This window comes from Providencia sp. Marseille-Q8014 (genome assembly GCF_965112055.1).
This window is the reverse complement of the sequence record NZ_CBCOPT010000001.1, coordinates 1,651,534-1,676,574: the sequence shown is the minus strand read 5'-3', so window position 1 is coordinate 1,676,574 and position 25,041 is coordinate 1,651,534. Positions and strand designations below refer to the sequence as shown.

23 protein-coding genes are annotated in these 25,041 nt (G+C 42.2%); 7 read left to right on the top strand and 16 right to left on the bottom strand.

Annotation, left to right across the window (positions count from 1 at the left end):
• Nucleotides 1-3: 3 nt before the first annotated feature.
• Nucleotides 4-1,017: a cell division protein ZipA gene (gene zipA, locus ACWPW6_RS07295; RefSeq protein WP_195848206.1), complete on the bottom strand. Its 1,014-nt coding sequence runs from the start codon at nt 1,015-1,017 to the stop codon at nt 4-6.
• Between the two features lie 348 nt (nt 1,018-1,365).
• On the opposite strand from zipA, the gene cysZ reads away from it, so the two are divergent.
• The 5 genes from cysZ to crr all read left to right on the top strand — a co-directional run bounded on the left by cysZ (nt 1,366) and on the right by crr (nt 6,424).
• Nucleotides 1,366-2,130 (top strand): sulfate transporter CysZ, encoded by a 765-nt coding sequence (gene cysZ, locus ACWPW6_RS07290; RefSeq protein ID WP_154625131.1) that lies wholly within the window; start codon nt 1,366-1,368, stop codon nt 2,128-2,130.
• Between the two features lie 301 nt (nt 2,131-2,431).
• Nucleotides 2,432-3,385: a cysteine synthase A gene (cysK, locus tag ACWPW6_RS07285; RefSeq protein ID WP_154625132.1), complete on the top strand. Its 954-nt coding sequence runs from the start codon at nt 2,432-2,434 to the stop codon at nt 3,383-3,385.
• Between the two features lie 352 nt (nt 3,386-3,737).
• Nucleotides 3,738-3,995 carry a phosphocarrier protein Hpr gene (gene ptsH, locus ACWPW6_RS07280; protein ID WP_008910625.1) on the top strand — a complete coding sequence of 86 codons (258 nt, stop codon included), beginning with the start codon at nt 3,738-3,740 and terminating at the stop codon, nt 3,993-3,995.
• A 142-nt stretch (nt 3,996-4,137) separates the two neighbouring features.
• Nucleotides 4,138-5,865 (top strand): phosphoenolpyruvate-protein phosphotransferase PtsI, encoded by a 1,728-nt coding sequence (ptsI, locus tag ACWPW6_RS07275; protein ID WP_154625133.1) that lies wholly within the window; start codon nt 4,138-4,140, stop codon nt 5,863-5,865.
• A gap of 49 nt (nt 5,866-5,914) precedes the next feature.
• Nucleotides 5,915-6,424 carry a PTS glucose transporter subunit IIA gene (crr, locus tag ACWPW6_RS07270; RefSeq protein WP_154625134.1) on the top strand — a complete coding sequence of 170 codons (510 nt, stop codon included), beginning with the start codon at nt 5,915-5,917 and terminating at the stop codon, nt 6,422-6,424.
• 236 nt (nt 6,425-6,660) lie between these two features.
• Here crr and cysM read toward each other — a convergent pair whose 3' ends face one another.
• The 8 genes from cysM to ACWPW6_RS07230 all read right to left on the bottom strand — a co-directional run bounded on the left by cysM (nt 6,661) and on the right by ACWPW6_RS07230 (nt 14,232).
• Nucleotides 6,661-7,545, bottom strand: a complete 885-nt coding sequence (gene cysM, locus ACWPW6_RS07265; protein WP_196713261.1) for a cysteine synthase CysM — start codon at nt 7,543-7,545, stop codon at nt 6,661-6,663.
• Nucleotides 7,546-7,854: 309 nt separating this feature from the next.
• Entirely contained in the window at nt 7,855-8,943 is a 1,089-nt protein-coding gene (gene cysA, locus ACWPW6_RS07260; RefSeq protein ID WP_154625135.1) for a sulfate/thiosulfate ABC transporter ATP-binding protein CysA, read from the bottom strand.
• A complete protein-coding gene (gene cysW / locus ACWPW6_RS07255) occupies nt 8,940-9,806 on the bottom strand; it encodes a sulfate/thiosulfate ABC transporter permease CysW (RefSeq protein ID WP_163861031.1) in 867 nt (288 codons plus the stop codon). The genes cysA and cysW overlap by 4 nt, the downstream gene beginning before the upstream one ends.
• On the bottom strand, nt 9,806-10,636 hold the full coding sequence (gene cysT, locus ACWPW6_RS07250; protein WP_154625137.1) for a sulfate/thiosulfate ABC transporter permease CysT: 831 nt from the start codon (nt 10,634-10,636) through the stop codon (nt 9,806-9,808). The genes cysW and cysT overlap by 1 nt, the downstream gene beginning before the upstream one ends.
• Nucleotides 10,636-11,658 carry a sulfate ABC transporter substrate-binding protein gene (locus tag ACWPW6_RS07245; protein WP_154625138.1) on the bottom strand — a complete coding sequence of 341 codons (1,023 nt, stop codon included), beginning with the start codon at nt 11,656-11,658 and terminating at the stop codon, nt 10,636-10,638. The genes cysT and ACWPW6_RS07245 overlap by 1 nt, the downstream gene beginning before the upstream one ends.
• A 262-nt stretch (nt 11,659-11,920) precedes the next feature.
• Nucleotides 11,921-12,817 (bottom strand): Dyp-type peroxidase, encoded by an 897-nt coding sequence (locus ACWPW6_RS07240; RefSeq protein WP_196713262.1) that lies wholly within the window; start codon nt 12,815-12,817, stop codon nt 11,921-11,923.
• Nucleotides 12,818-13,108: 291 nt separating this feature from the next.
• A complete protein-coding gene (locus ACWPW6_RS07235) occupies nt 13,109-13,705 on the bottom strand; it encodes an RpoE-regulated lipoprotein (protein ID WP_154625140.1) in 597 nt (198 codons plus the stop codon).
• Nucleotides 13,706-13,800: 95 nt separating this feature from the next.
• Complete coding sequence (locus ACWPW6_RS07230) at nt 13,801-14,232, bottom strand: GNAT family acetyltransferase (RefSeq protein ID WP_154625141.1); 432 nt, start codon at nt 14,230-14,232, stop codon at nt 13,801-13,803.
• 137 nt (nt 14,233-14,369) lie between these two features.
• Between ACWPW6_RS07230 and hemF the strand changes: the two genes are divergently transcribed.
• Nucleotides 14,370-15,287: an oxygen-dependent coproporphyrinogen oxidase gene (gene hemF / locus ACWPW6_RS07225; protein WP_163861029.1), complete on the top strand. Its 918-nt coding sequence runs from the start codon at nt 14,370-14,372 to the stop codon at nt 15,285-15,287.
• A 156-nt stretch (nt 15,288-15,443) separates the two neighbouring features.
• Nucleotides 15,444-16,592 (top strand): M4 family metallopeptidase, encoded by a 1,149-nt coding sequence (locus ACWPW6_RS07220; protein WP_163861028.1) that lies wholly within the window; start codon nt 15,444-15,446, stop codon nt 16,590-16,592.
• A gap of 78 nt (nt 16,593-16,670) precedes the next feature.
• Here ACWPW6_RS07220 and rluF read toward each other — a convergent pair whose 3' ends face one another.
• The 7 genes from rluF to rodZ all read right to left on the bottom strand — a co-directional run bounded on the left by rluF (nt 16,671) and on the right by rodZ (nt 24,965).
• Nucleotides 16,671-17,543, bottom strand: a complete 873-nt coding sequence (rluF, locus tag ACWPW6_RS07215; protein WP_154625144.1) for a 23S rRNA pseudouridine(2604) synthase RluF — start codon at nt 17,541-17,543, stop codon at nt 16,671-16,673.
• Nucleotides 17,544-17,691: 148 nt separating this feature from the next.
• On the bottom strand, nt 17,692-19,164 hold the full coding sequence (gene der / locus ACWPW6_RS07210) for a ribosome biogenesis GTPase Der (RefSeq protein ID WP_154625145.1): 1,473 nt from the start codon (nt 19,162-19,164) through the stop codon (nt 17,692-17,694).
• 138 nt (nt 19,165-19,302) lie between these two features.
• Nucleotides 19,303-20,475: an outer membrane protein assembly factor BamB gene (gene bamB, locus ACWPW6_RS07205; protein WP_250000303.1), complete on the bottom strand. Its 1,173-nt coding sequence runs from the start codon at nt 20,473-20,475 to the stop codon at nt 19,303-19,305.
• Between the two features lie 132 nt (nt 20,476-20,607).
• On the bottom strand, nt 20,608-21,231 hold the full coding sequence (locus tag ACWPW6_RS07200; protein WP_154625147.1) for a YfgM family protein: 624 nt from the start codon (nt 21,229-21,231) through the stop codon (nt 20,608-20,610).
• A 10-nt stretch (nt 21,232-21,241) separates the two neighbouring features.
• A complete protein-coding gene (hisS, locus tag ACWPW6_RS07195) occupies nt 21,242-22,534 on the bottom strand; it encodes a histidine--tRNA ligase (protein ID WP_163861027.1) in 1,293 nt (430 codons plus the stop codon).
• Nucleotides 22,535-22,748: 214 nt separating this feature from the next.
• On the bottom strand, nt 22,749-23,870 hold the full coding sequence (gene ispG / locus ACWPW6_RS07190; protein ID WP_154625148.1) for a flavodoxin-dependent (E)-4-hydroxy-3-methylbut-2-enyl-diphosphate synthase: 1,122 nt from the start codon (nt 23,868-23,870) through the stop codon (nt 22,749-22,751).
• A 153-nt stretch (nt 23,871-24,023) separates the two neighbouring features.
• Nucleotides 24,024-24,965, bottom strand: coding sequence for a cytoskeleton protein RodZ (gene rodZ / locus ACWPW6_RS07185; protein WP_154625149.1), 942 nt, complete (start codon nt 24,963-24,965; stop codon nt 24,024-24,026).
• Nucleotides 24,966-25,041 lie beyond the last annotated feature (76 nt).

The window sequence follows — 25,041 nt, the reverse complement described above, 5'->3', positions numbered from 1 at the left end:
TTTTTAATTCAATGTATTGCGTATCCGGGCATGATACACCTCGATTTTCTGAGGTGTCAGCATTTTACGTTCATCATCAAGGACGACCCCTCCGACATCGGAGGCGATGCGTTGCGCTGCCTGTAGCATCAACTTGAAATTTTGTCCTGCATCACCATAAGAAGGTACCATCATAAACATCGAGACACCCGGTGTGGTGAAATCAGACATGGTTTCTGGGTCAAATGAACCCGGTTTAACCATGTTTGCAAGGCTAAAGAGGACAGGTCCTGTTCCTGAAGGATGCACATGACGATGGAAAATGCGCATTTCACCAAATTGGAACCCTGCCTGAAGAATACTTTGCAACAGCGCTTCACCTTGTAGAACTTGGCCCTGATGAGCAGCTACATGAAGAACCAGAACCGTCTCCTTGTTGTTCGCTGGAGATTGGTTTTGCGGTTGTTCAGTTTTCTTCTCAGTGTGCGCCTGTTCCTGTTCATGGTGTATCGGCTGTGGCTCCTCTTGGTTGTCGCTTGTATCAAAATCAAATTCAGGTTGTTCTGGTACCGTTGTCGCTCGCTGATTGATTGCTGTGTTTGGCTGAGCCCCTTGCGACGGTGCAGGTTCAGGTTTTACCGCAGTGGGTTCATTAACAGCATGAGGACGCGGAGCAATTTCAGGTTCATTAGGTTCTGAATGCTCGGGCGTTATCGTGAATACGGGCTCAGTATCACGAACAGTAGGTGAAATGGGTGGCAAATCAGGTTCGACACGACGTTCTTCTTTCACCTGACGTGCAGGTTCAGAAACCTCAGGTGACGAGGTCGATGGCTCAACCACATGGGTTTCATTGAATAGTGCAGAATCATCATCATAGTGAGATGATTTATCCTGAGAGTCATGTTTTCGGCGTTTTACGGGACGATCACGAAATAATTTTGAGCGCTCTTTACGGCTAGTCCATAAACCATGCAGTAATAACGCAACTATGGCTATCGCACCTACGACCACTAATATTAGACGCAAATCCTGCATCGCTGCTATCTCTAATTGTTGAATGATAATGCCACCACGGCAAAAAACTAAGTCAAACTCTTTAAGTTGCAAGCTAATGCGCAGCCACCCGCCCTTAGAGCCACATTACCGTGTGATTTTAAGGAATTCAAGTCACTGAACGCCGTCAACTTAGATTCAACTTAAAATATGACGGATATACTTAAGATTATTTGGCAAACGCTCTAAGTGCAACCCTCTGAACGATTTTCTTATAAGAAAGAGACAATTCTGCTTTCGTTTGCTGATTTTTTAAGCAAATACTGACTAGCCAGCCTAAAAACCTATCTATATGATACATGGTCAACCGTAAAGGAGAGAACAAGAAGTATGATTCAATCGACAGATTCGCAACAAAAAAATCACTCTGGTTTTTATTACTTCGCTCAAGGATGGCGTCTTGTCACGCGCCCAGGCATTAAGCGCTTTGTCATTCTACCACTTTTAGCCAATATTATTTTACTTGGTGGCGCGTTTTGGTGGTTATACAGCAAGCTTGGTGGTTGGATTGACCAAATCATGGGCTATGTGCCAAGTTGGTTGCAATGGCTAGATTATCTCATTTGGCCGATTGCTGTTATTTCAATCTTATTAATATTCACTTATTTTTTTAGTACCGTGGCCAACATTATCGCAGCGCCATTTAACGGCTGGCTGGCCGAAAAGCTTGAATCCGAATTAACCGGTATTCCCGCACCTGATGGCGGTATTATTGATGTTGCTAAGGATGTGCCACGCATGGTGAAGCGTGAATTCGTCAGAATTGGCTATTACCTTCCCCGAGCGATTGGTCTCTTAATTTTATTTTTTATCCCCGGTATTGGACAAACCGTCGCTCCCGTTCTCTGGTTCCTATTTGGCGCATGGATGATGTCTATTCAGTACTGTGATTATCCATTTGATAACCACCGCGTTAGTTTTAACGATATGAAACAAGCATTAGCAAAAGATCGCATGAATAACATTCAATTTGGCGGTGCTGTAAGCGTGCTAATGATGATCCCTATCGTCAACTTATTGATTATGCCAGTCGCGGTTTGCGGCGCCACCTTAATGTGGGTAGACCAATATCGTGCGCGTTATGCACGTTATTAATTTGACTCTTCGATAGCCATTCAAAAGCGCGCTAGAGCTCACAACTCTATCGCGCTTTCTCATTTTAACGTCCTATTCAACGTTATACTAAATGTGGTAAGTGATGCTTTTGGCTCATAACCTTTTACACAAAATATTTTCATACATATAGCAATTGGTTATAAAATTAAGATAGCGATTAGTTATAAGCTTATGTTTAATTTATATTTGCAATAATAATGAGTTCACGTATGTTGGGAAGCAATATTCTTTCTCAAACCCAGTTCTAGTTGGCTAATTGCCTTAATTATAAGGATATCCCATGAGTAAAATTTATGATGATAATTCGCTAACCATCGGCCATACCCCATTAGTACGCTTAAAACATTTTGGTAATGGTAATATCTTAGCTAAAGTTGAATCTCGCAACCCAAGTTTCAGCGTTAAATGTCGTATTGGTGCGAATATGATTTGGGATGCAGAGAAAAAAGGACTACTCAAAGAGGGAAAAGAATTAGTTGAACCAACGAGTGGTAACACCGGTATCGCTTTAGCCTATGTTGCAGCAGCCAGAGGCTACAAACTCACACTGACGATGCCTGAAACCATGAGTGTAGAGCGTCGTAAACTGTTGAAAGCCTTAGGTGCTAACCTTGTTTTAACGGAAGGCGCTAAAGGAATGAAAGGCGCTATTGAAAAAGCCGAAGACATTGTCAAAAGCGATCCGAACAAATATGTTTTACTTCAACAATTCAGTAATCCAGCTAACCCAGAAATTCATGAAAAAACCACAGGACCAGAAATTTGGGAAGATACCGACGGTAAGGTCGATGTTGTCGTCGCGGGTGTCGGGACTGGCGGAACGATCACGGGTATCGGTCGTTATTTGAAAAAAACCAAGGGCAAGGATGTCACACTGGTCGCTGTAGAACCGGAAACCTCCCCCGTCATTAGCCAAACACTATCCGGTGATGAAGTGAAGCCCGGTCCACATAAGATCCAAGGCATTGGTGCTGGATTTATCCCTGGCAACTTAGATATTTCACTTATCGACAGAGTATTTAAGATCAGCGATGACGAAGCTGTTCACACTGCCCGCCAATTAATGGAAAAAGAAGGTATTCTTGCTGGCATCTCCTCCGGTGCAGCACTCGCAGCCGCCGTAAAACTCTCAGCGGAGCCTGAATACAAAGATAAACATATTGTCGTCATTTTACCTTCATCGGGCGAACGCTATTTATCAACGGTTCTGTTTGCTGACCTATCGGCTGAATAATATTAAAACCGTTAATTTATCGTTAAAAAAGCACCTCAATGGTGCTTTTTTTGTGGTATGGATCAAACTTTAGCACGTATTGAGATGATTTCTGAACGAGGGTTTAGTATTAAACATAGTAATTATTTTGAGGCGCGAAATTAATCCACCTTAAGTTAAAGATAGTCGCTGTTTACGGTATTCTTTGAAGATTAAAGGGTGTATTTTGCACTGAGAAACTGAAAAAGTGTTGACTCTCGACAAAGTAGGAAACCTTTTTAACAGTTAATAATCTAACTATACGCAAACTCAAGTTTATTCAACTACAATAGCTTGGGTCATTATAAAAAACTAAAGTTATTGAGGAAATAATATGTTCCAGCAAGAAGTCACTATTACAGCACCAAATGGCTTACATACTCGCCCTGCCGCGCAATTTGTGAAAGAAGCCAAAGCATTCACTTCTGATATTACTTTGATTTCTGGTGGCAAATCAGCAAGTGCGAAAAGCCTGTTCAAGCTACAGACTCTAGGCTTAACTCAAGGTACTGTTGTGACCATATCTGCCGAAGGCGAAGATGAAAAACAAGCAGTTGAACATTTAGTTAAACTGATGGGCGAGCTGGAGTAATCTTGCTAGCGAGAGAACCAGTGTTACCGCGTTAATCTTCATCCCTGAATGGCATCATTCAGGGATATCAGTTTACATATTGATAGACTTACTGTTATCTCTTCAACATCAGAACACCTACCCGCAGTAGTAAGGTAATATTATGATTTCAGGTATTTTAGTATCCCCAGGTTTTGCTTTTGGTCAGGCTTTAATCCTCAAAGAAGATCCTATCATTGTTAGCACAAAAAAAATTGCTGACGACCAGATAGAAACCGAGATCCAACACTTTATTGAAGGACGCAACAAATCAGCCGAACAACTCAGCCTTATTAAAGAGCGAGCCGAAAAAAATCTTGGTGCAGAAAAAGCTGAGATCTTTGAAGGCCATATTATGCTGCTGGAAGATGAAGAGCTTGAACAAGAGATTATCTCCCTCATCAAAGGCGATAAAAAAACCGCTGACGCTGCCGTCTACTCCGTTATTGAAGACCAAGCTCAAGCGCTCGAAGCACTTGATGATGAATATCTAAAAGAGCGCGCAGCTGACGTTCGTGATATTGGTAAACGTCTATTAAAAAATATTCTCAACATACCAATTGTTGATTTAAGCGCTATCGACAAAGAAGTTATTCTTGTTGCCGCTGACCTAACCCCTTCAGAAACCGCTCAATTAAACTTAGAGAAGGTTTTAGGTTTTATCACAGATTTAGGTGGCCGGACATCACATACCTCTATTATGGCCCGTTCACTTGAACTACCGGCGATTGTGGGTACCTCCGAGGCAACAACTAAAATTAAAAATGGTGATTACCTAATCCTCGATGGTGTGAACAATCACATTTATGTGAATCCGTCAGATCAAGAAATCGACAAGCTGAAAAAATTTAATGAAGAGTACCAGCAAGAGAAGAATGAACTGGCTAAATTAAAAGATTTGCCAGCGATTACACTTGATGGCCATCAAGTGGAAGTTTGTGCAAATATCGGTACTGTGCGTGATGTCGCGGGTGCTGAACGTAATGGGGCTGAAGGGGTTGGTTTATACCGTACTGAATTCCTATTCATGGACCGAGATTCGCTCCCCACTGAAGAAGAGCAGTTCCAAGCATACAAAGCCGTTGCGGAAGCAATGGGCAGCCAAGCAGTGATTGTACGTACAATGGACATTGGTGGTGATAAAGATTTACCATACATGAACTTACCTAAAGAAGAGAACCCTTTCTTAGGTTGGCGTGCAATTCGTATTTGCCTTGATCGCAAAGAAATTCTACATTCTCAGTTAAGAGCTATTTTAAGAGCCTCAAGTTTTGGTAAACTGCGTATTATGTTCCCGATGATTATTTCCGTTGAGGAAGTTCGCGAACTAAAAGCAGAACTTGAGATGCTAAAAGGTCAATTACGTGAAGAAGGCAAAGCCTTTGATGAAGCAATTGAAGTGGGTGTCATGGTGGAAACACCGGCTGCGGCGGTTATTGCTCATCATTTAGCAAAAGAAGTTGACTTTTTCAGTATTGGGACAAACGATCTCACTCAATATACTCTAGCTGTTGACCGTGGTAATGAGCTGATTTCTCACCTCTACAATCCGATGTCACCTGCTGTTTTGAACCTGATCAAACAGGTTATCGATGCATCGCATGCAGAAGGCAAATGGACAGGAATGTGTGGTGAATTAGCAGGTGATGAACGTGCAACCTTATTGTTGCTTGGCATGGGTTTAGATGAATTTAGTATGAGTGCAATTTCTATTCCTCGTATTAAAAAATTAATTCGTAATGCAAACTTTGCGGATACTAAGGCATTGGCTGAACAAGCACTTGCTCAACCAACCGCTGACGAATTGATGAAACTTGTTGATACCTTTATCCAAGAAAAAACGTTATGCTAGGAACAGCACATTAGTTCGGTCCCATATAAAAACGATTAGGAGAAGGTCCATGGGTCTGTTTGACAAACTGAAATCACTGGTTTCGGATGATAAGAATAGCAGTGGCAGTATTGAAATTATCGCACCTTTATCAGGTGAAATCGTCAATATTGAAGATGTTCCCGACGTTGTTTTCGCTGAAAAAATTGTTGGGGATGGCATTGCTATCAAACCTGCGGGGAATAAAATCGTCGCACCTGTAGATGGGACTATTGGTAAGATATTTGAAACCAATCATGCATTTTCTATTGAGTCCGATGATGGTATCGAACTGTTTGTTCATTTCGGTATTGATACCGTCGAACTGAAAGGTGAAGGTTTCAAACGTATCGCAGAAGAAGGTCAATTCGTCAAAAAAGGTGATTTAGTTATTGAGTTTGACCTAGCACTACTGGAAGAAAAAGCGAAATCAGTTTTAACGCCTGTTGTGATCTCCAACATGGATGAAATTAAAGAACTGACTAAGCTGAGTGGTGCAGTCACCGTCGGTGAAACTGTTATTATGCGAATCAAAAAATAATACAGTCGTTTTAAATTATTCAATAAAACCACCAGATGGCATCAATGTCGCTGGTGGTTTTTTCTCGCTCTCAACGGCCTGTACGACTCAAAATAATGACACTCGCCCCTCGATACATCCACGCTAACAATGCTAACGATCGATAAATGACAGTATCATCACTTCTCACCGTTCACCGAGCTTAGCCATTGTTATTTTTACCTTACGGTGAAAAACAACGAATAACACTGACGCCATTAATCATCAAATACGCCAGTAGAAAGATAGCGATCGCCCCGATCACAGATAATGGCTACAATCACCGCGTTTGGATGTGTTTTGGCCACTTTCAGTGCACCAGCCACAGCGCCACCAGAGCTAACACCACAAAAAATACCTTCTTGCTTAGCCAGCGCTCGCATCGTCTCTTCGGCTTCTTGTTGGTTCACATCCAGTATGGTATCAACCAGTTCTTGATGAAAAATTCCGGGTAAATATTCAGGAGACCAACGGCGAATACCGGGGATTTGGCTCTTTTCGGCAGGTTGTAGTCCGACTATCTGCACATTTTGTGATTGTGACTTCAAATAGCGACTCACTCCTGTAATTGTGCCCGTCGTTCCCATACTGGAAACAAAATGGGTCATACGGCCGTTAGTTTGCTGCCATATCTCTGGCCCTGTCGTTTTAAAATGTGCCAGTGGGTTATCTGGATTATTAAATTGGTCGAGCACCTTTCCTTCCCCACGCGCCTCCATTTCTTGAGCCAAGTCTCGGGCGCCTTCCATCCCCACCGCAGTACTCACTAAAATAAGTTCGGCACCATAAGCTTTCATCGAGGCTTGACGCTCTTTGCTCATATTTTCAGGCATCAATAATTTAAGGTGATAGCCTTTAACTGCCGCAATCATGGCTAGCGCGATCCCTGTATTACCACTTGTTGCTTCAATTAACGTGTCGCCAGGTTTTATTTCGCCACGCTTTTCAGCTTCAGTGATCATAGAGTAAGCCGCCCTATCTTTGACTGAGCCTGCTGGGTTATTACCTTCTAGCTTAACCCAGATTTCAGCATCCATCCCTTCTGTTAAACGCTGTAGTTTTACTAGCGGCGTATTACCTATAAATTGTTCAAGAGTTGCCACTGCTAATTCCTTATTCTCTTTATCTATTATCACTATCTTGTTGGTTATAGATAGTATCCTAACACCTAGGAATTAGCAGCATGAAAAAAATTCACTTATATATCAGTAATTAATAATAGTGATTAGACTTATTACTAATATCGATATATGAAAAGCTGCTCATGGCTTTGATTGACAAGAAGGCGTCATAAGATATCGAAAATGGGGCCATATGGCCCCGTAGAAAACAATATAGAAGGATAAATTACCCTATCGCGGAGATATTGAAGCGATATACTTGCACTATCTACCTTTCAGACTGGACGAGTATCAGGCGCTTTGCGCGAGTCGGGGAAATAGCAACTCATGATCCCCTTGGTAAATTCTCGCTTTCTGACTCCCAAGAAAATAATGTTCCCCACGTATTGGGATCTGCTGCGATGATTGCCATACTACTGATAACTGCCCTGCTCCCCAACCTATCGGTTGTACCGTTAACTGCCAGAAATGCCCTCTAGGCCCTGACTCAACCACTCGAACAGGTAAACGATGCTGTTCATCCACCTCTTTCACGAGTGTGATATCCCAAGGGCGTAGAAAAATATCCACTTCCCCTTGATGGGCGCTTGCATGATGCAGAGGGAATTCATAACCATCAATCAACAGCTGGGAACCATTGATTTGACCATGAAGTTGATTAATTTCCCCCATAAACTCAAGCACAAAGCGCGTTTCTGGACGATGCCAAATATCATCAGGCGTCCCAACTTGTTCAATATGGCCTTCACTCATAACGACGACTCTATCCGCAACTTCCATGGCTTCTTCTTGGTCATGAGTAACAAATACACTTGTGAACTTTAATTCATCATGTAGCTGGCGCAACCAACGACGTAATTCAATACGTACTTGTGCATCCAACGCACCAAACGGTTCATCTAGCAGTAAAATTTGTGGTTCCACCGCTAAGGCGCGAGCCAAAGCCACGCGCTGTTTTTGCCCACCAGACAGTTGAGCAGGAAAACGAGAAGCTAAATGAGATAATTGCACCATCTCAAGTAATTGAGTCACTTTTTGTTTGATCGCTTGTGATGATAGACGCTGTTTTCTTGGCACGACCGTTAGCCCAAATGCCACGTTATCAAACACGGTCATATGGCGAAATAAAGCATAATGTTGAAACACAAAGCCAACGTGCCGATCTTTTGCATGGATCCGGCTAACGTCTTGTCCATGAAAACGCAACGCCCCATAGCTATGTTGCTCTAGACCAGCAATGATTCGTAATAGCGTTGTTTTACCTGACCCCGATGGCCCAAGCAGCGCAACCATTTCACCCGATGCGATATCCAATGAGATATCCTGTAGCACTTGTGTCCTACCAAATAATTTTCCAATTTTTTCGATTTGAATACTCATGGTAGATGAACTCCTGATTCGGATCGCTGCCGGCTCAAATGCCATTGCAATGCACTTTTAATAATTAAGGTGATAATTGCCATCACAGCGAGGATTGCAGCCGCAGTAAACGCACCGACGGTATTGTAGTCTTGATGCAATAATTCCACTTGTAATGGTAATGTGTAGGTTTCCCCTCGGATCGCACCGGAAACAACAGAAACCGCCCCAAATTCCCCTATCGCTCGCGCATTCGTTAGAACAACACCATACAGTAACGCCCAACGAATATTGGGTAATGTCACTCGCCAAAACATTTTCCAGCCAGATGCTCCCAACAACACAGCGGCTTCATCCTCTTGGCTACCTTGGCTCAGCATCAAAGGCACCAACTCTCTCACCACAAAAGGACAAGTCACAAAAATAGTCACTAGGGTCATGCCTGGCCACGAAAACATCAATTGGATGTCATAGCTTTCTAGCCAACCACCAAACCAACTGTTGGACCCATAAAACAATAGGTAGAGTAGACCAGCAACCACTGGCGATACGGCAAATGGGATATCCACCAATGTTAATAATAACTGCCTACCGGGAAACTGAAATCGTGTGACCAACCAAGCTAGCATCGTGCCAAAAATTAAATTGACTGGCACGGTTATCAACGCGATAAGTACTGTTAAACCAATTGCATGCAGCATATCGGCATCGTTTAAATTCATTAAAACCGCATCTAACCCTTTCGAAAAAGCGGTCATAAAGATCCAAATGATGGGCACGACCAGTAATAGAACTGAAAATAAGACACCAATAGCAATCAAGAACCATTTAGCCCAATTGATTGGTTGACGTGAACTCACCATAATTGGCGTGATTTGAGCCATTATTTGCCCCCCAACCTTTTACCAAAGCGGCTTTGTACTATGTTGACTGTGAATAACAGCACTAATGAAACCGCTAAAATCACTGAAGCAATCGCACTGGCGGCAGGATAATCAAACTGCTGTAACTGGCTGAAAATCATTAGAGATACGACTTCAGTTTGCCAAGCAATATTCCCCGCAATAAAAATAATCGCACCAAACTCTCCCAAACTACGGGTAAAAGATAATACGGTGCCAGCAATAAGCGCAGGTGAAACCTCCGGTAATACTACTCGACGAAAAGTTTGCCAGCGACTTGCACCTAATGTTTGCGCAGCTTCTTCATATTCAGGGCCAAGCTCTTCTAACACAGGCTGTACCGTTCTCACGACAAACGGAATACTGGTAAATGCCATGGCGACGGCAATACCAAGCCACGTATTGACGACTTTAATATCGAATTGATGCAAATACTGCCCATACCAACCCGAAGCAGCAAATAGCGTCGCTAATGTTAAACCCGCTACCGCTGTAGGTAACGCAAACGGTAAATCAACGAGGCCATCCAAAAAAGTACGGCCAGGAAAACGATAACGAGTTAAAATCCACGCCAGTAACATACCAAAAACGGCATTAAACAAACTCGCGACTAATGCCGCAAGGAGGGTTACCTTATAAGCCGCCACAACTTGCGGATAACTGATCACATCCCAATACTGTTGCCATGTCATTTCCGATAGCTGAATGACTAAAGCACTCAAAGGTAGCAGTAATATCAAGCAGGTATAAAATAGGCTGCTACCTAGTGTGAGGCCAAATCCTGGCAAAAAACGTTTCCCTGACTGACGCATTAACGTCGCCCTTCTGCCATCAATTTATCGAATTCACCATTGGTGGCGAAATGCGTTTCCATCACAGCAGGCCAGCTTTTAAATTGTGATTCAACCGTGAATAAACGTGTTTCAGGGAATTTATCTTTATTTGCAGCCATCACGTCTTTATCGTTCACTCGATAATTAAAATTCGTGATAATCTGCTGTGCTTTTGGGCTATATAAGTAGTAAAGGTAAGCCTTGGCAACATCTTGCGTACCATTTTTCTCGACATTCTTATCAACCCAAGCCACAGGGAATTCAGCTAAAATATCCACCGGAGGAACAATAACCTCATAATCGGACTCACCATATTGCTGGCGAATATTATTCACTTCCGATTCAAAGCTAATTAATACATCACCCAGTCCTCTTTCAATAAAGGAGGTGGTTGCACCACGCCCGCCAGTATCGAATACCTCAACATTTTTCAAAAACTGTTTCATTTGCTCACGCGTTTTCTTTTCGTCACCTTTATTTTCTTGTGCATAGGCTCCCCATGCCGCTAAATAGGTATAACGACCGTTACCCGATGTTTTTGGGTTTGGGAAAATTAATTTAACGTCTTCGCGTGCCAAATCATCCCAGGTTTTAATCCCTTTCGGGTTGTCTTTACGGACTAAAAACGCCATCGTGGAATAATAAGGTGAACTATTATTTGGTAATCTTGATTGCCAATTTTCTGGGATCAAATTCCCTTTATCGTGCAAAATTTGCACATCTGTGACTTGGTTATAAGTCACAACATCGGCCTTCAAACCTTGCAATATGGCCAAAGCTTGCTTAGAGGATCCCGCGTGGGATTGCTTGATGGTCAACTTGTCATCTGGGTGTAGCTCATTCCACTGTTTTTCAAATTCAGGATTTAATGCAACGAACAATTCCCGTGCAATATCATAAGAGCTATTAAGTAGTTCAGCCGCCATCAGTGGCGCACTACCCATAAGTGAGAAGGTTGCGAAACCCGCTAAGACTGTTTTCTTTAAGATCGCTTTCTGCATTAGGCACCTACTTATGACTAAACCAAAACTACGCTGTTAAGCTACTTTAGCTGCTTTAGTTATAACTGTGTAGCTATCAATCGCCTTTTAATATATCAAATTGATATAATCAAGAAATTATGGCAATAAGCAATCAAATTATATTGATGATCAATAGGTTAGTTACATGAGCGCCCTTCATGGATAGGCGATAAGATGGGAATAAAAAATCAGGTGTTTATGAAAACATCAATTGCCGCCAACTGGCGGCAATACGGCGATGTTATAGCGATAATAACGTGTCGATTGAAGGAGCAAAATAGTAGCTTCCTGAAACGGCTTTCGTCATGCGCAATAAATCATCATACTTGCCATCTTTCTCACCAAACATGCTAAGAAGCTGTTGTTCAATATTATAGAGACGCGCACAGTAAGCAAGGAAGTATAATCCATGTTTTCCACTCGCTGTACCATACGGTAAACTATGACGCATGATAGACAGCTCTTCACCGTCCTCTTCAACCACTACACGAGAAACATGTGAAGTAACGTTACGTTCACTTTCATCAAGCTCCACACTATCACTCTTAGTACGGCCAATCATCTTTTCTTGTTCTTGCTCTGAGAAGCGATCCCACTTATGTAAACTATGCTCATAACGTTGAACAAGAATATAGCTGCCTCCCTTATCAATGCCATCTGCAATCAGTGCAACTTCAGCGATTTCTTCTCCCTGAGGGTTTTCGGTACCATCAATAAATCCGCTCAAATCACGTTCTTCGACCCAACGAAAACCATGGATCTCTTCTTCAACTTTAATCGCAGGACCAAATGCCTTCAGTGCAGCCTGTGCCAATGAAAAGTTAATATCGTGACGCTGAGATTGAATATGAATAAAAAGGTCACGTTGTGTTGCGGGTGCAAGACCTTTCCCTAATTGACGAAAAGGCTTTAATTCAGGTGCGCTTTCAGGTGCTGATAATTGCTTCCAAATATCAGAACCAAATGCAATAACCGCGCCTAACCTATCAGATGGGTACTGTTCTTGTAATTGTGTTAATGCGTCGACAAAACGCTGACATCCCGTTTTTATGTCAGCAAGAGGCCCTTGCACCATTGCTTCAATAAAAATACCGAAACGGCTATGATCTTTCAGAATACCGCTCTGAGAATGAGACATGCTAATCAACCTCTTTGAAATAATTTATTATTTGTGCGTGAGATATAGTATCTCATCAATGATGATTTTCACCTTGTTTTAACGCAAATATTCAGGCGCACAGGAAAATAATACAAAAAAGAATTTAAGGGGCTGATTAAGGCTAGGCATTAATAGTGAGCTGAGGGCTTAATAACGAAAGTTAAACTCCGTAACAACGTCATTGAACGCACTCACACCCTCAAAATTCTCACTATATTTAGATTGAGCGACATAGCAAATAGGGAATGAATCGAACCAGCAGCTGAGCGATTATTTCTTCCAAATAATTCGCGACACTGTCCAATTTTTTAATTCATCATCAGGCGGCATTAAACCTTCTGGTCCTTGCCATTTACCTGTGAAGCTATACACAATATGTGCCGTCTGTGGTGCGACGCATTCAACAGTAGGTTGGTCATCAATAGGCTCAGCGATTTTACAGGCACCAAAGGCTTTTTCATAAATATCACTAAACGGTGAACCAATTTTAATTCCCCACTCGGTGACAATATCAGGATCACTGACGCTAATGCGTGAAACATAGCCTTTTTCAGGGCCAAATACTTCAATTTTCACCTTATCATCATCTAAGCCTTGAAATACAGTGACAATCTCACCTTGTTCAGTTTGCATTCCACTACGGATGACATAACGATCATCCAGACGCTCTTTGATGATGTCAGCTTGCATTGGGGTGAACCCCGTGATCCCTCCTACCCCAGCAGCTTTGGCCGTTATAGGGCTACTAAACCAGTTCATTGGCGAAAGTGAAGACCAAAACCCACCTGAGCCTGCGCACCCCGATAGAATAAATGTACCACTCAAAATAGCTATCTGAGAAAGCTTCACAATGACACTTTTGGGCATAACATCCTCAATTCATATTGGATTACTTGATGCATACTGTGACAACCTATTCCTAAAAACATTCCAACTCATCACCCAATAAATCATCAACAACATTAAAAATCGAGATCATTCGTCAGTGTTTTCGCATAAATGAGTCGAGCTGGCTGCTCTTCCTCGTATAGCATTTTTTCAAACATATAAATGGCGGCATCCGATTCTTCGCTAACCAGAAACTCAATCCTACCACATCCTCTCGCTCGTAATTTTTTTTCTAATCGGCTCACGAGCGCATTAGCAATACCGCGGCCACGATAATCTGGATGTACAGCAAGATAGCATGCTGTTCCTCTGATCCCGTCATAGCCCCCCATTACCGTGCCCACCACTTCGCCCGACACTTCAGCAACCAAAAAAAGGTCTGCGCCACATTGGAGTTTGCGTTCAATATCAAGTTCAGGGTCTCCCCCAAACTCATTTAAATCACATCGTTCCCACAATGTGATAACTTCTTCAAAATCGCTTTGCCGGAAGATACGTATTTCCATATTAGTGACCCGTTTTAACTGAGTTTTCTGTCATTATCACCGCTTTTCACACACAATCAATATTTCAATATGCCTTTTTTCATTCAAAAGGGTATACTTTAGTCACTTTTTTTTACCAACCGTTCTATTGGAAAACAATGAATTACCCTGATATTTTTCAAGTAAAAACATTTTTACTTGAACTACAAGAAACGATTTGTCAAAAAATCACTGAACTGGATGGTAAGGAAACCTTCCTTGAACAAACGTGGGAACGTGCTGAAGGTGGTGGTGGACGTAGCCGTGTATTGACTCAAGGAGCGCTATTTGAGCAGGCTGGCGTTAATTTCTCCCATATTCAAGGGAAACAACTCCCCGCTTCCGCTACGGCACATCGTCCTGAATTAGCAGGACGCAGCTACCAAGCCATGGGCGTCTCTTTAGTCATTCACCCTCAAAACCCTTATATTCCAACGACTCATGCTAATGTACGCTTCTTTATTGCCGAAAAAGAGGGTCACGAGCCAGTGTGGTGGTTTGGTGGCGGTTTCGATTTAACCCCTTATTATGGTTTTGAAGAGGATGTGGTTCACTGGCATACCATCGCTCACGACCTCTGTGCGCCTTTTGGTTCAGAGACGTATCTTAAGTATAAAAATTGGTGTGATGAGTACTTCTTTTTGAAGCATCGTAATGAGCCTAGAGGCGTAGGCGGACTATTTTATGATGACCTCAACCAACCTGATTTCACGACTTGCTTTAACTTCACACAAGCTGTTGGCCATGGTTTTCTCGATGCTTATGTGCCTATCGTTGAGAAACGTCGTCATCACACTTGGGGGGAAAGAGAACGTCAATTCCAATTATATCGACGTGGTCGTTATGTTGAATTTAACCTTGTTTGGGATAGGGGCACATTATTTGGTTTACAAAGCGGTGGGCGCACTGAATCCATTTTAATGTCTATGCCTCCTTTGGTTCGCTGGGAATATGACTATCACCCTGAACCAAATACCCCCGAGGCAAAACTCTATAGTGATTTTTTAGTGACTAATAAAGACTGGTTGAACAAATAGTAACATTATTTACTCTTAATAAAAGTCGTCATAAGACTTGGCGGCTTTTGTGATAAAAAACAATAATAGTTAATAAATTTACTTATTAATCACATAGTTACATATGCATCTCATTATCTTATGATTCCATTTTCACACACAAAATGGAGTCTGTTTATGAGTCATATTCTTGGTCGTTCCTATCTTCCTCCGTACCTTATTGCACATCTCTATCAGGAGTCGAAATGTAAAAAATTAAAATCTACGTTATTTCATATCAATGAACTGATGAGCACCGCCTATTCAACAGAAGATAAAGAGCATCTAAAACAGTTATTTGCTTGTTCAGCACGTCCTGGCACCAATTATGAACGTATTATCAGAGATGCACAGGAAAGAGAGTTTTTACCCAATCATGTCCATTCAAATCTACCTATTTGTTCACGTTCCGACCTCTCATTAGATGAAAGCTATCCAAGTCCCTATGAACTTCATATGCCTCATGAAGATTATCAGATCGTTATGAAGGAAGGCGACCCTATAAAGCCATCAACAGCAGAACAAACTGTGTATGATTCCATTGGCCATGTGAGATCATTTTTTAAAGAAAAACTGAATATTAATAAAATTTTTGGCTGCGATTCACAAATTAATGCCGTCATTCATTTTGATAAAAATTACCCTAATGCATTCTGGAACTCACAGGCCATCTATTTCGGTGACGGCGATAATCTCTATTTTGGTCCGTTTTACAATGATATTGATATTATTGCTCATGAGTTAACCCATGGCTTTATTACCTTCACGACAGACTTTGACTATGTCTTCCAGTCAGGGGCATTAAATGAATCTGTCGCCGATGTAGTCGGGATCATGGTCAAGCAATATGCAGCCAATGAAACCGCGACTCAATCTAACTGGCTACTGGGTGAAAACTTGTTCATTGATAAACAAAAAGCACCTGCCTTACGCTCTATGTCAGCACCAGGCACTGCATATCGCCTATCCGAAAATAATCGAGATCCACAAGTTGGGCATATGCGAAACTATCGAAATTTATCGATTTTCCAAGATAATGGCGGCGTTCATATTAACTCAGGCATACCTAATAAAGCCTTTTACCTATTAGCGACCATGTTAGGGGGTTATTCATGGGAGCGAGCGGGACAAATTTGGATCCGTACGATGTTTGATAAAACACTCACGACCAGAACAACATTTAATGAGTTTGCCCAAGCGACGCTAAGAACAGCAACACAACTCTTTGATCATAAGGTGGTGGATATTACACGTAAAAGCTGGGAAGGCGTTGGGATCTACATTTAAGAATATCAATGCAACAACGGTCAAACACTGACAAAGTTTGTCAGCCATATAATACGGCTGACTTTATGAGATAAAAATTTAACGTTTTTTCTTCTTACGACCCGGTTGAGTAAAACGTTTACGAGATGCAGTATCTGTCGTTGCCTTTGGTTTGTTACCTGCACTCGGTTTACTTACCCGTTTTGTCGCCACTGATTTCGCTTTAGCTGGTTTCTTAGCCTGAGCCATTGAGTCTGATTTTTCAATCATATCAAATAACTTAATCAACTCATCATCCGTTAAATCACGCCATTCACCTAATGGGATCCCTGAAAGATTCACATTCATAATCCGTACGCGTTCAAGCTTTGTGACCTCAAAACCGAAATATTCACACATACGACGGATTTGGCGGTTTAATCCTTGAATCAGCGTAATTCGAAAGACAAAAGGAGCTTCTTTCTTTACTTTACACTTTTTCGTCATAGTACCTAAAATCGGTACCCCCGCGCCCATACCACGAATAAAATCATCGGTAATGGGTTTATTAACGGTCACAATATATTCTTTCTCGTGCTCGTTGCCCGCACGCAAAATTTTATTCACTAAGTCACCGTGGTTAGTGAGAAAAATCAGCCCTTGGGAATCTTTGTCGAGCCGACCTATCGGGAAAATACGTTTACTGTGATTCACATAATCAACAATATTGTCTCTTTCACCGCTTTCAGTAGTACTCACGATGCCTACTGGTTTATTCAGCGCAATTAACACTAAATCTTCTTCATTTCTAGGCTCAATCAGTTGTCCGTTCACTTTGACAACATCACCACTAAAAACTTGATCACCAATGGTCGCTCTCTTGCCATTGATAAACACATTTCCTTGTTCGATGTAACGATCCGCATCACGCCTTGAGCAAATACCACTCTCACTGATGTACTTATTTAGACGTGTAGAAGATTTAGTTTGCATGGTTACCCTCTGTAATCTGCATAATTGGGAGCTGGAATCGATACACGTTAGCTCACCACAACGAATAACAAATAGTTATTAAAAAGCCGTAACAGAGTAAATTGTCACGGCTTTCTCGAAGTATCACAAATATGTGCGACTTCTAGGATTAACGTTTTTTCAGATGTTGCATTAAACGTTTACGTTTACGCAATTGTGTTGCTGTTAACTGGTTCTTTTTATTCGCATAAGGGTTTTCCCCTTCTTTGAATTGAATACGAATCGGTGTCCCCATGACCTGTAATGAACGACGAAAATAATTCATTAGGTAACGTTTATAGCTATCAGGTAAATCAGAGACTTGGTTACCATGAATGACCACAATAGGAGGATTATGCCCCCCCGCATGCGCGTATTTCATTTTCACACGACGACCACGAATAAGAGGCGGTTGATGCTCATCTTCTGCCATTTTCATTATCCGCGTCAGCAGTGCAGTACCTACACGACGTGTTGCTGATTCATAAGCTTCTTGCACAGATTCAAATAAATTACCCACACCACTACCATGTAACGCGGAGATAAAGTGGATGCGCGCAAAATCGACAAAGCCGAGACGCAGCTCTAACATGTCTTTCACATGTTCGCGGTCTTCAGGCTTCATGCCATCCCATTTATTGACCGCAATCACCAATGAACGGCCTGCATTAAGAATAAAGCCTAATAATGATAGATCTTGGTCAGAAATACCTTCACGAGCATCAATCACGAGTAAGACGACGTTAGCATCTTCAATGGCTTGTAATGTTTTGATAACTGAGAATTTTTCAACCGTTTCAGTGACTTTACCACGCTTACGTACGCCCGCCGTATCAATCAGGACATATTCGCGCCCATCACGTTCCATTGGGATATAGATACTATCACGCGTTGTGCCTGGCATATCGAATACGACAACCCGCTCTTCACCTAAAATACGATTAGTGAGTGTTGATTTGCCAACATTTGGTCGACCAACAATGGCTAATTTAATCGGTAATGTGGTTGGGTCAAAATCATCTTCATCTTCGTCAAATTCAGCTTCCGCTTCTTGTGCAGCCCAGTAAGCGGCATTTTCTTCTTCCTCGGTTAGCTCAATTTCTTCTTCTATCTCAATAAAAGGCTTTAATGATTTTTCAATGAGTTGGGTTACACCACGCCCATGTGACGCCGCAATAGAATGTATTTCACCTAGGCCGAGCGAATAAAAATCACCAATGGCACTATCAGCATCGATACCATCGGTCTTATTCGCAACCAGATAGGTTTTTTTCTTTCGACTACGTAAGTGCTTAGCAATACCTTCATCTGCTGGCATAAGTCCTGCGCGTGCATCGACCATAAAGAGAACCACATCGGCTTCTTCAATCGCTTGCAGTGACTGTGCAGCCATGTGTGTTTCGACGCCTTCTTCAGTACCATCGATACCACCAGTGTCGATAATAATAAATTCATGCCCTTCAACTTCAGCACGACCATATTTGCGATCACGAGTCAGCCCAGGAAAATCCGCTACCAGTGCATCACGGGTACGGGTTAATCGATTAAATAACGTGGATTTTCCTACGTTTGGACGCCCAACCAGCGCTACGACGGGTATCATTATTTGATGCCTCACTACTTTAATTAACTAAAAGAATTCGGTGTTTTCAGTGAAACTGACCTAGAAAACAAAAAACGAAACAGCTCCCAATATTAGGAGCTGTTGATTTTATCGAGAAATTTGCTGCTTGTCAGAAAATTAACGCGTTAACAGATAAACTGTCCCGTTTCTTGCCTGAACCATGAGCTTATCACCAGCAACAACTGGGCGACTATGAATACCTGAGCTATTGATTTTATTTTGCGCCACAAAACCGCCAGTGCTCATATCTAACCAATGCAAGTAACCTTCTTTATCACCCACAACAATATACCCATTGTACATTTCTGGGGCACTTAAGCCACGATTAAGCAAACCCTCTTGGGTCCATAAGGTCACACCATCACTCTTACGTACTGATAATACACGGTCATTTTGATCGACAAGGTATAAATTCTCACCAGATAAGACCATGTTATTGACGGAGCCTAAATCGCGTTTCCATTTTATTTGCCCAGAACGCATATCAAGTGCTGCTAATGTACCGTTATACGCAATCGCATAAATAGTACCATCATCAATAATTGGCGTCATATCCACATCGTCTAAACGCCCAATCTCTGTTGAACTTGTCACCTGGGAAATACGTTGTTGCCAAATGAGTTGGCCTTGAGACAATAATACCGCACTAACACGGCCATTATCCCCACCCACAATGGCCGCACCGTAAGCGACGCTCGGAGCTGATTCCCCTCTTAGTGACAAGGATGGTGTATCCATATTCACTGTCCACTTGATTTCACCATTATTTTCATCAAGTGCTTGGAGCATACCGTTACTAGTATGAACCATGACGAGGCCATTACTTGCGACTGGACGAGAAAGCGCTTCCCCCGCAACTTCCACATCCCAAACGACTGAACCATCTTCTTTATTTAATGCGATGACGGTTCCACGCTCGGTTCCAATATAAATATGGTCACCAGAAACCGTTAACCCACCCGATAACAGTGCGGATAAGTTAGCAGAAAGAAAACCTGTACGCTTAGAAAGGTCGACTGACCAGATTTCTTTACCGCTATCAAGCTCAAACGCCTTAACTAGCCCTTTGCGATCAGCGGCATAAATTGCACTGCCATCCCAAACAGGTGACAGATCAGAATAAAACTGTTCAACACCATTTCCGATTGATTTATCCCAAACTATCGAAGGTGTAAATTGGTTTTCAACCTGAGGAAGTGGCGCCATAACGATAGAATCAGTTTCGCTGGAACAACCTGCAAGTAAAGCTGAAGCGACTAGGCCAATCAAAAGTGTTTTCCGCAACTGCATAATAATCGTTTCCTTTCTTCTTATAAATTATACTCACCATATTCCAAGTCACATCATTATCGGTATTCAGTCATCCGAACAAATTTCTTGCTCGGATGCTTGCACTTGTTGCCTAGATGCGACGCAAATTACTTAGAGTACAGATACGTTGTTCAGTTTAAGGGTAAGAAGGCTTCTAATTGCTTGTGAGCCATCACTTTCCAGCCCTTGAGTATATGCAGCTTTTGCGCCTGCATTGTCGCCCTTATGGAGTAAAGCGTCTCCACGAATATCTTGTGCTGCTGCTTGCCATGATTTAGCTTTAATATTACCCACTGACGCTATCGCGGCATCAGCTTTACCTTGTGCTAGCTGTACTCGCGCTAAACGAAAGTTGATGAGATCCAGCATATCATCGGTTTTTGCTTTGGTTAAAGCATCTGATAATGATTTTTCTGCTAACGCTAAATCACCTTTATCAACAGCAACTTGAGCAAGTTCTAACCCAATCATCGCACTGTATACATCATTTGTTTCAGCAGCGAATTTTTGTGCAGCTTCAATACCTTGAGCTGAACCTGAATGCAGTTGTGTACTGACATTTTCAAATTTTTGAGCGCTTTCTTGTAACACATTGCTCTTGTGAGACTGCCAATAATTCCATCCTAGAACAGCCCCAATACCGACAACAAGTCCAATGATTAACGCCACGCCATTATTAGCAAAAAAGCGTTTGATAGCATCAACTTGTTCGTTTTCAGTTGTGTAAACTTCCATTAGTTTCTCCTTAACCTAACAGTTCAGCTAAACGCTGTGCTAATTGCTGCTGCGATACGGTTTCTTGCTCACCAGTCAGTAAGTGTTTCACACTAACTTGCTGATTAGCAATTTCATCTTCACCTAAAATCAGCGCAATTCTTGCACCCTGCTTATCTGCACGTGCTAATTGTTTCTTAAAGTTGCCGCCACCGTGATTGGTCATCACACGTATGTTTGGCAACGCATCACGTACTTGTTCAGCTAATAACAATGCTGCTTGTTGGCTATTATCGCCAAATGAAGCTAAATACACGTCAGTGACAGAATCATCAGCAGTGAAGTTAGGGTTCAAATCTTTAACCAAGAGCACCATACGCTCCATGCCCATCGCAAAACCAACTGCTGGTGTTGGCTTACCACCGAGTTGACCAACTAGGCCATCATAGCGGCCACCTGCACACACCGTACCTTGTGAGCCAAGAGCGGTTGTCACCCATTCAAACACAGTACGGTTATAGTAATCCAGACCACGCACTAAACGTTGATTCACTCGGTATTGAATACCAGCCGCATCTAACAATTTGCACAGGCCATCAAAGTGCTCACGAGATTCATCATCTAAATAATCAAACAGCTCAGGTGCATCATTTAATAATGCCTGTACTTCTTGATTTTTTGAGTCAAGTACGCGCAATGGATTGGTGTACATACGGCGTTGACAATCTTCATCGAGCTTTTCTTTATGCTGCTCAAGGAAAGCCACTAATGCTTCACGATAATTTGCACGAGCTTCTAAAGAACCGATTGAGTTTAACTCTAACGTCACATATTCACTGATACCTAATGCACGCCACCAGCGTGCTGTCATCATGATCAGCTCAGCATCAATATCTGGCCCCGCAAGACCAAACACTTCGGCACCTAGTTGGTGAAATTGGCGATAACGACCTTTTTGCGGACGTTCATGACGAAACATTGGCCCTAGATACCATAAGCGCTGTTCCTGATTGTACAGCAAACCATGCTCAATACCTGCACGGACGCAGCCAGCAGTATTTTCAGGGCGTAAAGTGAGGCTAACCTCAGTTTTGTCTGTGTCATGACGGTCGATAAAGGTGTACATCTCTTTTTCAACCACATCCGTCACTTCACCAATCGCTCTACTAAATAGCGGGGTGTGCTCTACAATCGGGGTACGAATTTCACTAAAACTATAACCCTGTAAAATATTTTTGAGAACTGCTTCAATTTTCTGCCAGACTCGAGTGTCTGCCGGCAGGTAGTCATTCATGCCACGAACGGCCTGGATATTTTTTGCCACGTTATGTCTCTATTTTTCGGAATCGAATAGCCTCGATTATAAAAGCGAAATGTCATTAGGTTCAATCAACAAACCATAATATTCCTCTTCAATCGGGAATATTCTGCTCTTTTTAGGGTTGCCCCTGTCCTTTTCACTCAAAATAGTGCCGTTGAGTGCTCGCCAAAATACCATAAAAACAAAAACTGGCCCATTAGAGCCAGTTATTTGACAATCATTTTTCTATTTGGTTTATCTGTATGCGGTTATTTTCATCAAGCATGGCTGCTTTTGCTCGAATTTTCGCCTCTAGCTGATCAATAATATTGTCATTATCAAAACGCTCTTTTTGACGAACACCATCTTCATAGAAGCCACTTTTGGTTTTCGCACCAGCCACCCCTAAGGTGGAAACCTCAGCTTCACCGGGACCATTGACGACACAACCAATAATGGATACATCCATTGGGGTGATGATATCTTCAAGACGTTGCTCTAGGGCATTGACTGTGCCAATCACATCAAATTCTTGACGAGAACACGTTGGACAAGCAATAAAGTTGATGCCACGAGAACGAATCCGTAATGATTTTAGAATATCGAAACCGACTTTAACTTCTTCAATTGGATCCGCCGCTAACGAAATACGCAATGTATCGCCAATACCTTCAGCCAACAACATGCCAAGGCCAATTGCTGATTTAACAGAACCAGAGCGTGCCCCACCAGCTTCGGTAATACCTAAGTGCAGTGGTTGGTCAATTTTTTGTGCTAATAAACGGTAAGAGCCGACGGCAAGAAAAACATCCGATGCTTTAACACTGACCTTGAACTGATCGAAATTCAATCTATCCAAGATATCGACATGTCGCATCGCTGATTCAACTAGCGCTTCAGGTGTTGGCTCACCGTATTTTTCTTGAATATCTTTTTCCAGTGACCCGCCATTGACCCCAATACGGATAGGAATGTTGTGATAGCGAGCGCTATCCACAACTTGGCGAATACGCTCTTCACTACCGATATTACCTGGGTTAATTCGTAGGCAGTCAACACCATATTCCGCGACTTTCATCGCGATACGATAGTCAAAGTGAATATCAGCAACCAATGGCACATTCACACGCTGCTTAATGAGTTTAAAGGCTTCTGCTGCATCCATCGTAGGTACAGATACCCGTACGATATCCACACCTACACGCTCTAATGATTGGATTTGCCGCACTGTTGCTTCAACATCCGTCGTGCGCGTATTGGTCATAGATTGGACAGCGATAGGTGCCCCATCGCCAATAGGCACATTACCTACATAAATTCGGGTGGATTTACGTCTTTTTATCGGTGATTCATTATGCATTTTAATTTTACTCTCTGGACATCCATGTGCTCTTAAACACTGTTGTGTAGTGGATAATCATTGCTGCGATGACCACTATACACAAAAACGCAAACTGCAAACTATCACAATTCTAGTTTTAGGATACAGTTTGCGTCTTCTTAATTTGTGACTTTATGCTTCTGGTATTTTTAACTTAGCAGAACGATTCGCTTTAATAAAACGGCTTAAGTCAACCGCATTGCCATTGAATTTGATATCAACGTTTGCGGGAGCACCAATATTTAAGCGGTAAGGCAATTTGCCTTGTAAATCCAAGGTATCACCATTGTTCTTGATACCACTATACAAGACTTTATTATTCGCATCGCGAACCTCCAACCAACATGAGCCTTTAAAACTCATCGCGAGTGCATCTTGAACGACAGGTGCCGTTGCAGGTTCTTCAATTGATTGGGTACGATCAATGTTCACTGTTGCGCTTGGTGAATTTGGCAGTGGCACAGTTTTAACCGGTTGTGATTCGGTTGTTTGATTATCGTTTGGCTGAATTGAGGTGAGATCGACCGCAGAATTCGTTGGCGTCTCTGTTGCAGGAGGCGTTTCCGTGGCATTACTCGTCACTTCCACTTGATTTTCACTGCTATTTTGTTGGGATAATAGCAAATCATTTTGATTAGCCATTGTGACAAATTCACTTTGTTGTTTTTGGTGATCTTGCCACCACCAAACGCCGACCATTGCAATTAATACAATGACAATTAACCAAGTTAGCTTCATCAACCAACCTTCACGCTTCTTACGTTTTTTACCTAATGAGTAACTTTGCATAGATGAAACCGTTGATGTTGCAATCGGCTCATCATTTCTAAGTAGCGCATTTAATTCACTTTCTGGCACATTCACCATACGTGCGTATAAACGCATATAACCACGTAAAAAGGTGGGTTCGACACCAGCAGGTTTTACATCTTCATCGATTTCTCTTACCGTACTAACTTTAAGACACAGACGCTCCGCGACCGATTCTTGCGTTAATCCCATTCGCTCACGCGCTTGAGAGAGTAGTTTTCCTACTGTAATTGGAGTTTGTTCGGTATTGTTATCGATAGTCATTTGCTAGCAACACTGTGTTCGAGTGAATGAAATATAAAGCTATTTTCCTTAGCTTTACTCGTAATAATCCTAACGT

What these genes read in the sequence shown, in the direction of transcription:
- zipA (WP_195848206.1), bottom strand. Translation starts at nt 1,017, where the DNA reads ATGCAGGATTTGCGTCTAATATTAGTGGTCGTAGGTGCGATAGCCATA.
- cysZ (WP_154625131.1), top strand. Translation starts at nt 1,366, where the DNA reads ATGATTCAATCGACAGATTCGCAACAAAAAAATCACTCTGGTTTTTAT.
- cysK (WP_154625132.1), top strand. Translation starts at nt 2,432, where the DNA reads ATGAGTAAAATTTATGATGATAATTCGCTAACCATCGGCCATACCCCA.
- ptsH (WP_008910625.1), top strand. Translation starts at nt 3,738, where the DNA reads ATGTTCCAGCAAGAAGTCACTATTACAGCACCAAATGGCTTACATACT.
- ptsI (WP_154625133.1), top strand. Translation starts at nt 4,138, where the DNA reads ATGATTTCAGGTATTTTAGTATCCCCAGGTTTTGCTTTTGGTCAGGCT.
- crr (WP_154625134.1), top strand. Translation starts at nt 5,915, where the DNA reads ATGGGTCTGTTTGACAAACTGAAATCACTGGTTTCGGATGATAAGAAT.
- cysA (WP_154625135.1), bottom strand. Translation starts at nt 8,943, where the DNA reads ATGAGTATTCAAATCGAAAAAATTGGAAAATTATTTGGTAGGACACAA.
- cysW (WP_163861031.1), bottom strand. Translation starts at nt 9,806, where the DNA reads ATGGCTCAAATCACGCCAATTATGGTGAGTTCACGTCAACCAATCAAT.
- cysT (WP_154625137.1), bottom strand. Translation starts at nt 10,636, where the DNA reads ATGCGTCAGTCAGGGAAACGTTTTTTGCCAGGATTTGGCCTCACACTA.
- ACWPW6_RS07245 (WP_154625138.1), bottom strand. Translation starts at nt 11,658, where the DNA reads ATGCAGAAAGCGATCTTAAAGAAAACAGTCTTAGCGGGTTTCGCAACC.
- ACWPW6_RS07240 (WP_196713262.1), bottom strand. Translation starts at nt 12,817, where the DNA reads ATGTCTCATTCTCAGAGCGGTATTCTGAAAGATCATAGCCGTTTCGGT.
- ACWPW6_RS07235 (WP_154625140.1), bottom strand. Translation starts at nt 13,705, where the DNA reads ATGCCCAAAAGTGTCATTGTGAAGCTTTCTCAGATAGCTATTTTGAGT.
- ACWPW6_RS07230 (WP_154625141.1), bottom strand. Translation starts at nt 14,232, where the DNA reads ATGGAAATACGTATCTTCCGGCAAAGCGATTTTGAAGAAGTTATCACA.
- hemF (WP_163861029.1), top strand. Translation starts at nt 14,370, where the DNA reads ATGAATTACCCTGATATTTTTCAAGTAAAAACATTTTTACTTGAACTA.
- ACWPW6_RS07220 (WP_163861028.1), top strand. Translation starts at nt 15,444, where the DNA reads ATGAGTCATATTCTTGGTCGTTCCTATCTTCCTCCGTACCTTATTGCA.
- rluF (WP_154625144.1), bottom strand. Translation starts at nt 17,543, where the DNA reads ATGCAAACTAAATCTTCTACACGTCTAAATAAGTACATCAGTGAGAGT.
- der (WP_154625145.1), bottom strand. Translation starts at nt 19,164, where the DNA reads ATGATACCCGTCGTAGCGCTGGTTGGGCGTCCAAACGTAGGAAAATCC.
- bamB (WP_250000303.1), bottom strand. Translation starts at nt 20,475, where the DNA reads ATGCAGTTGCGGAAAACACTTTTGATTGGCCTAGTCGCTTCAGCTTTA.
- ACWPW6_RS07200 (WP_154625147.1), bottom strand. Translation starts at nt 21,231, where the DNA reads ATGGAAGTTTACACAACTGAAAACGAACAAGTTGATGCTATCAAACGC.
- ispG (WP_154625148.1), bottom strand. Translation starts at nt 23,870, where the DNA reads ATGCATAATGAATCACCGATAAAAAGACGTAAATCCACCCGAATTTAT.
- rodZ (WP_154625149.1), bottom strand. Translation starts at nt 24,965, where the DNA reads ATGACTATCGATAACAATACCGAACAAACTCCAATTACAGTAGGAAAA.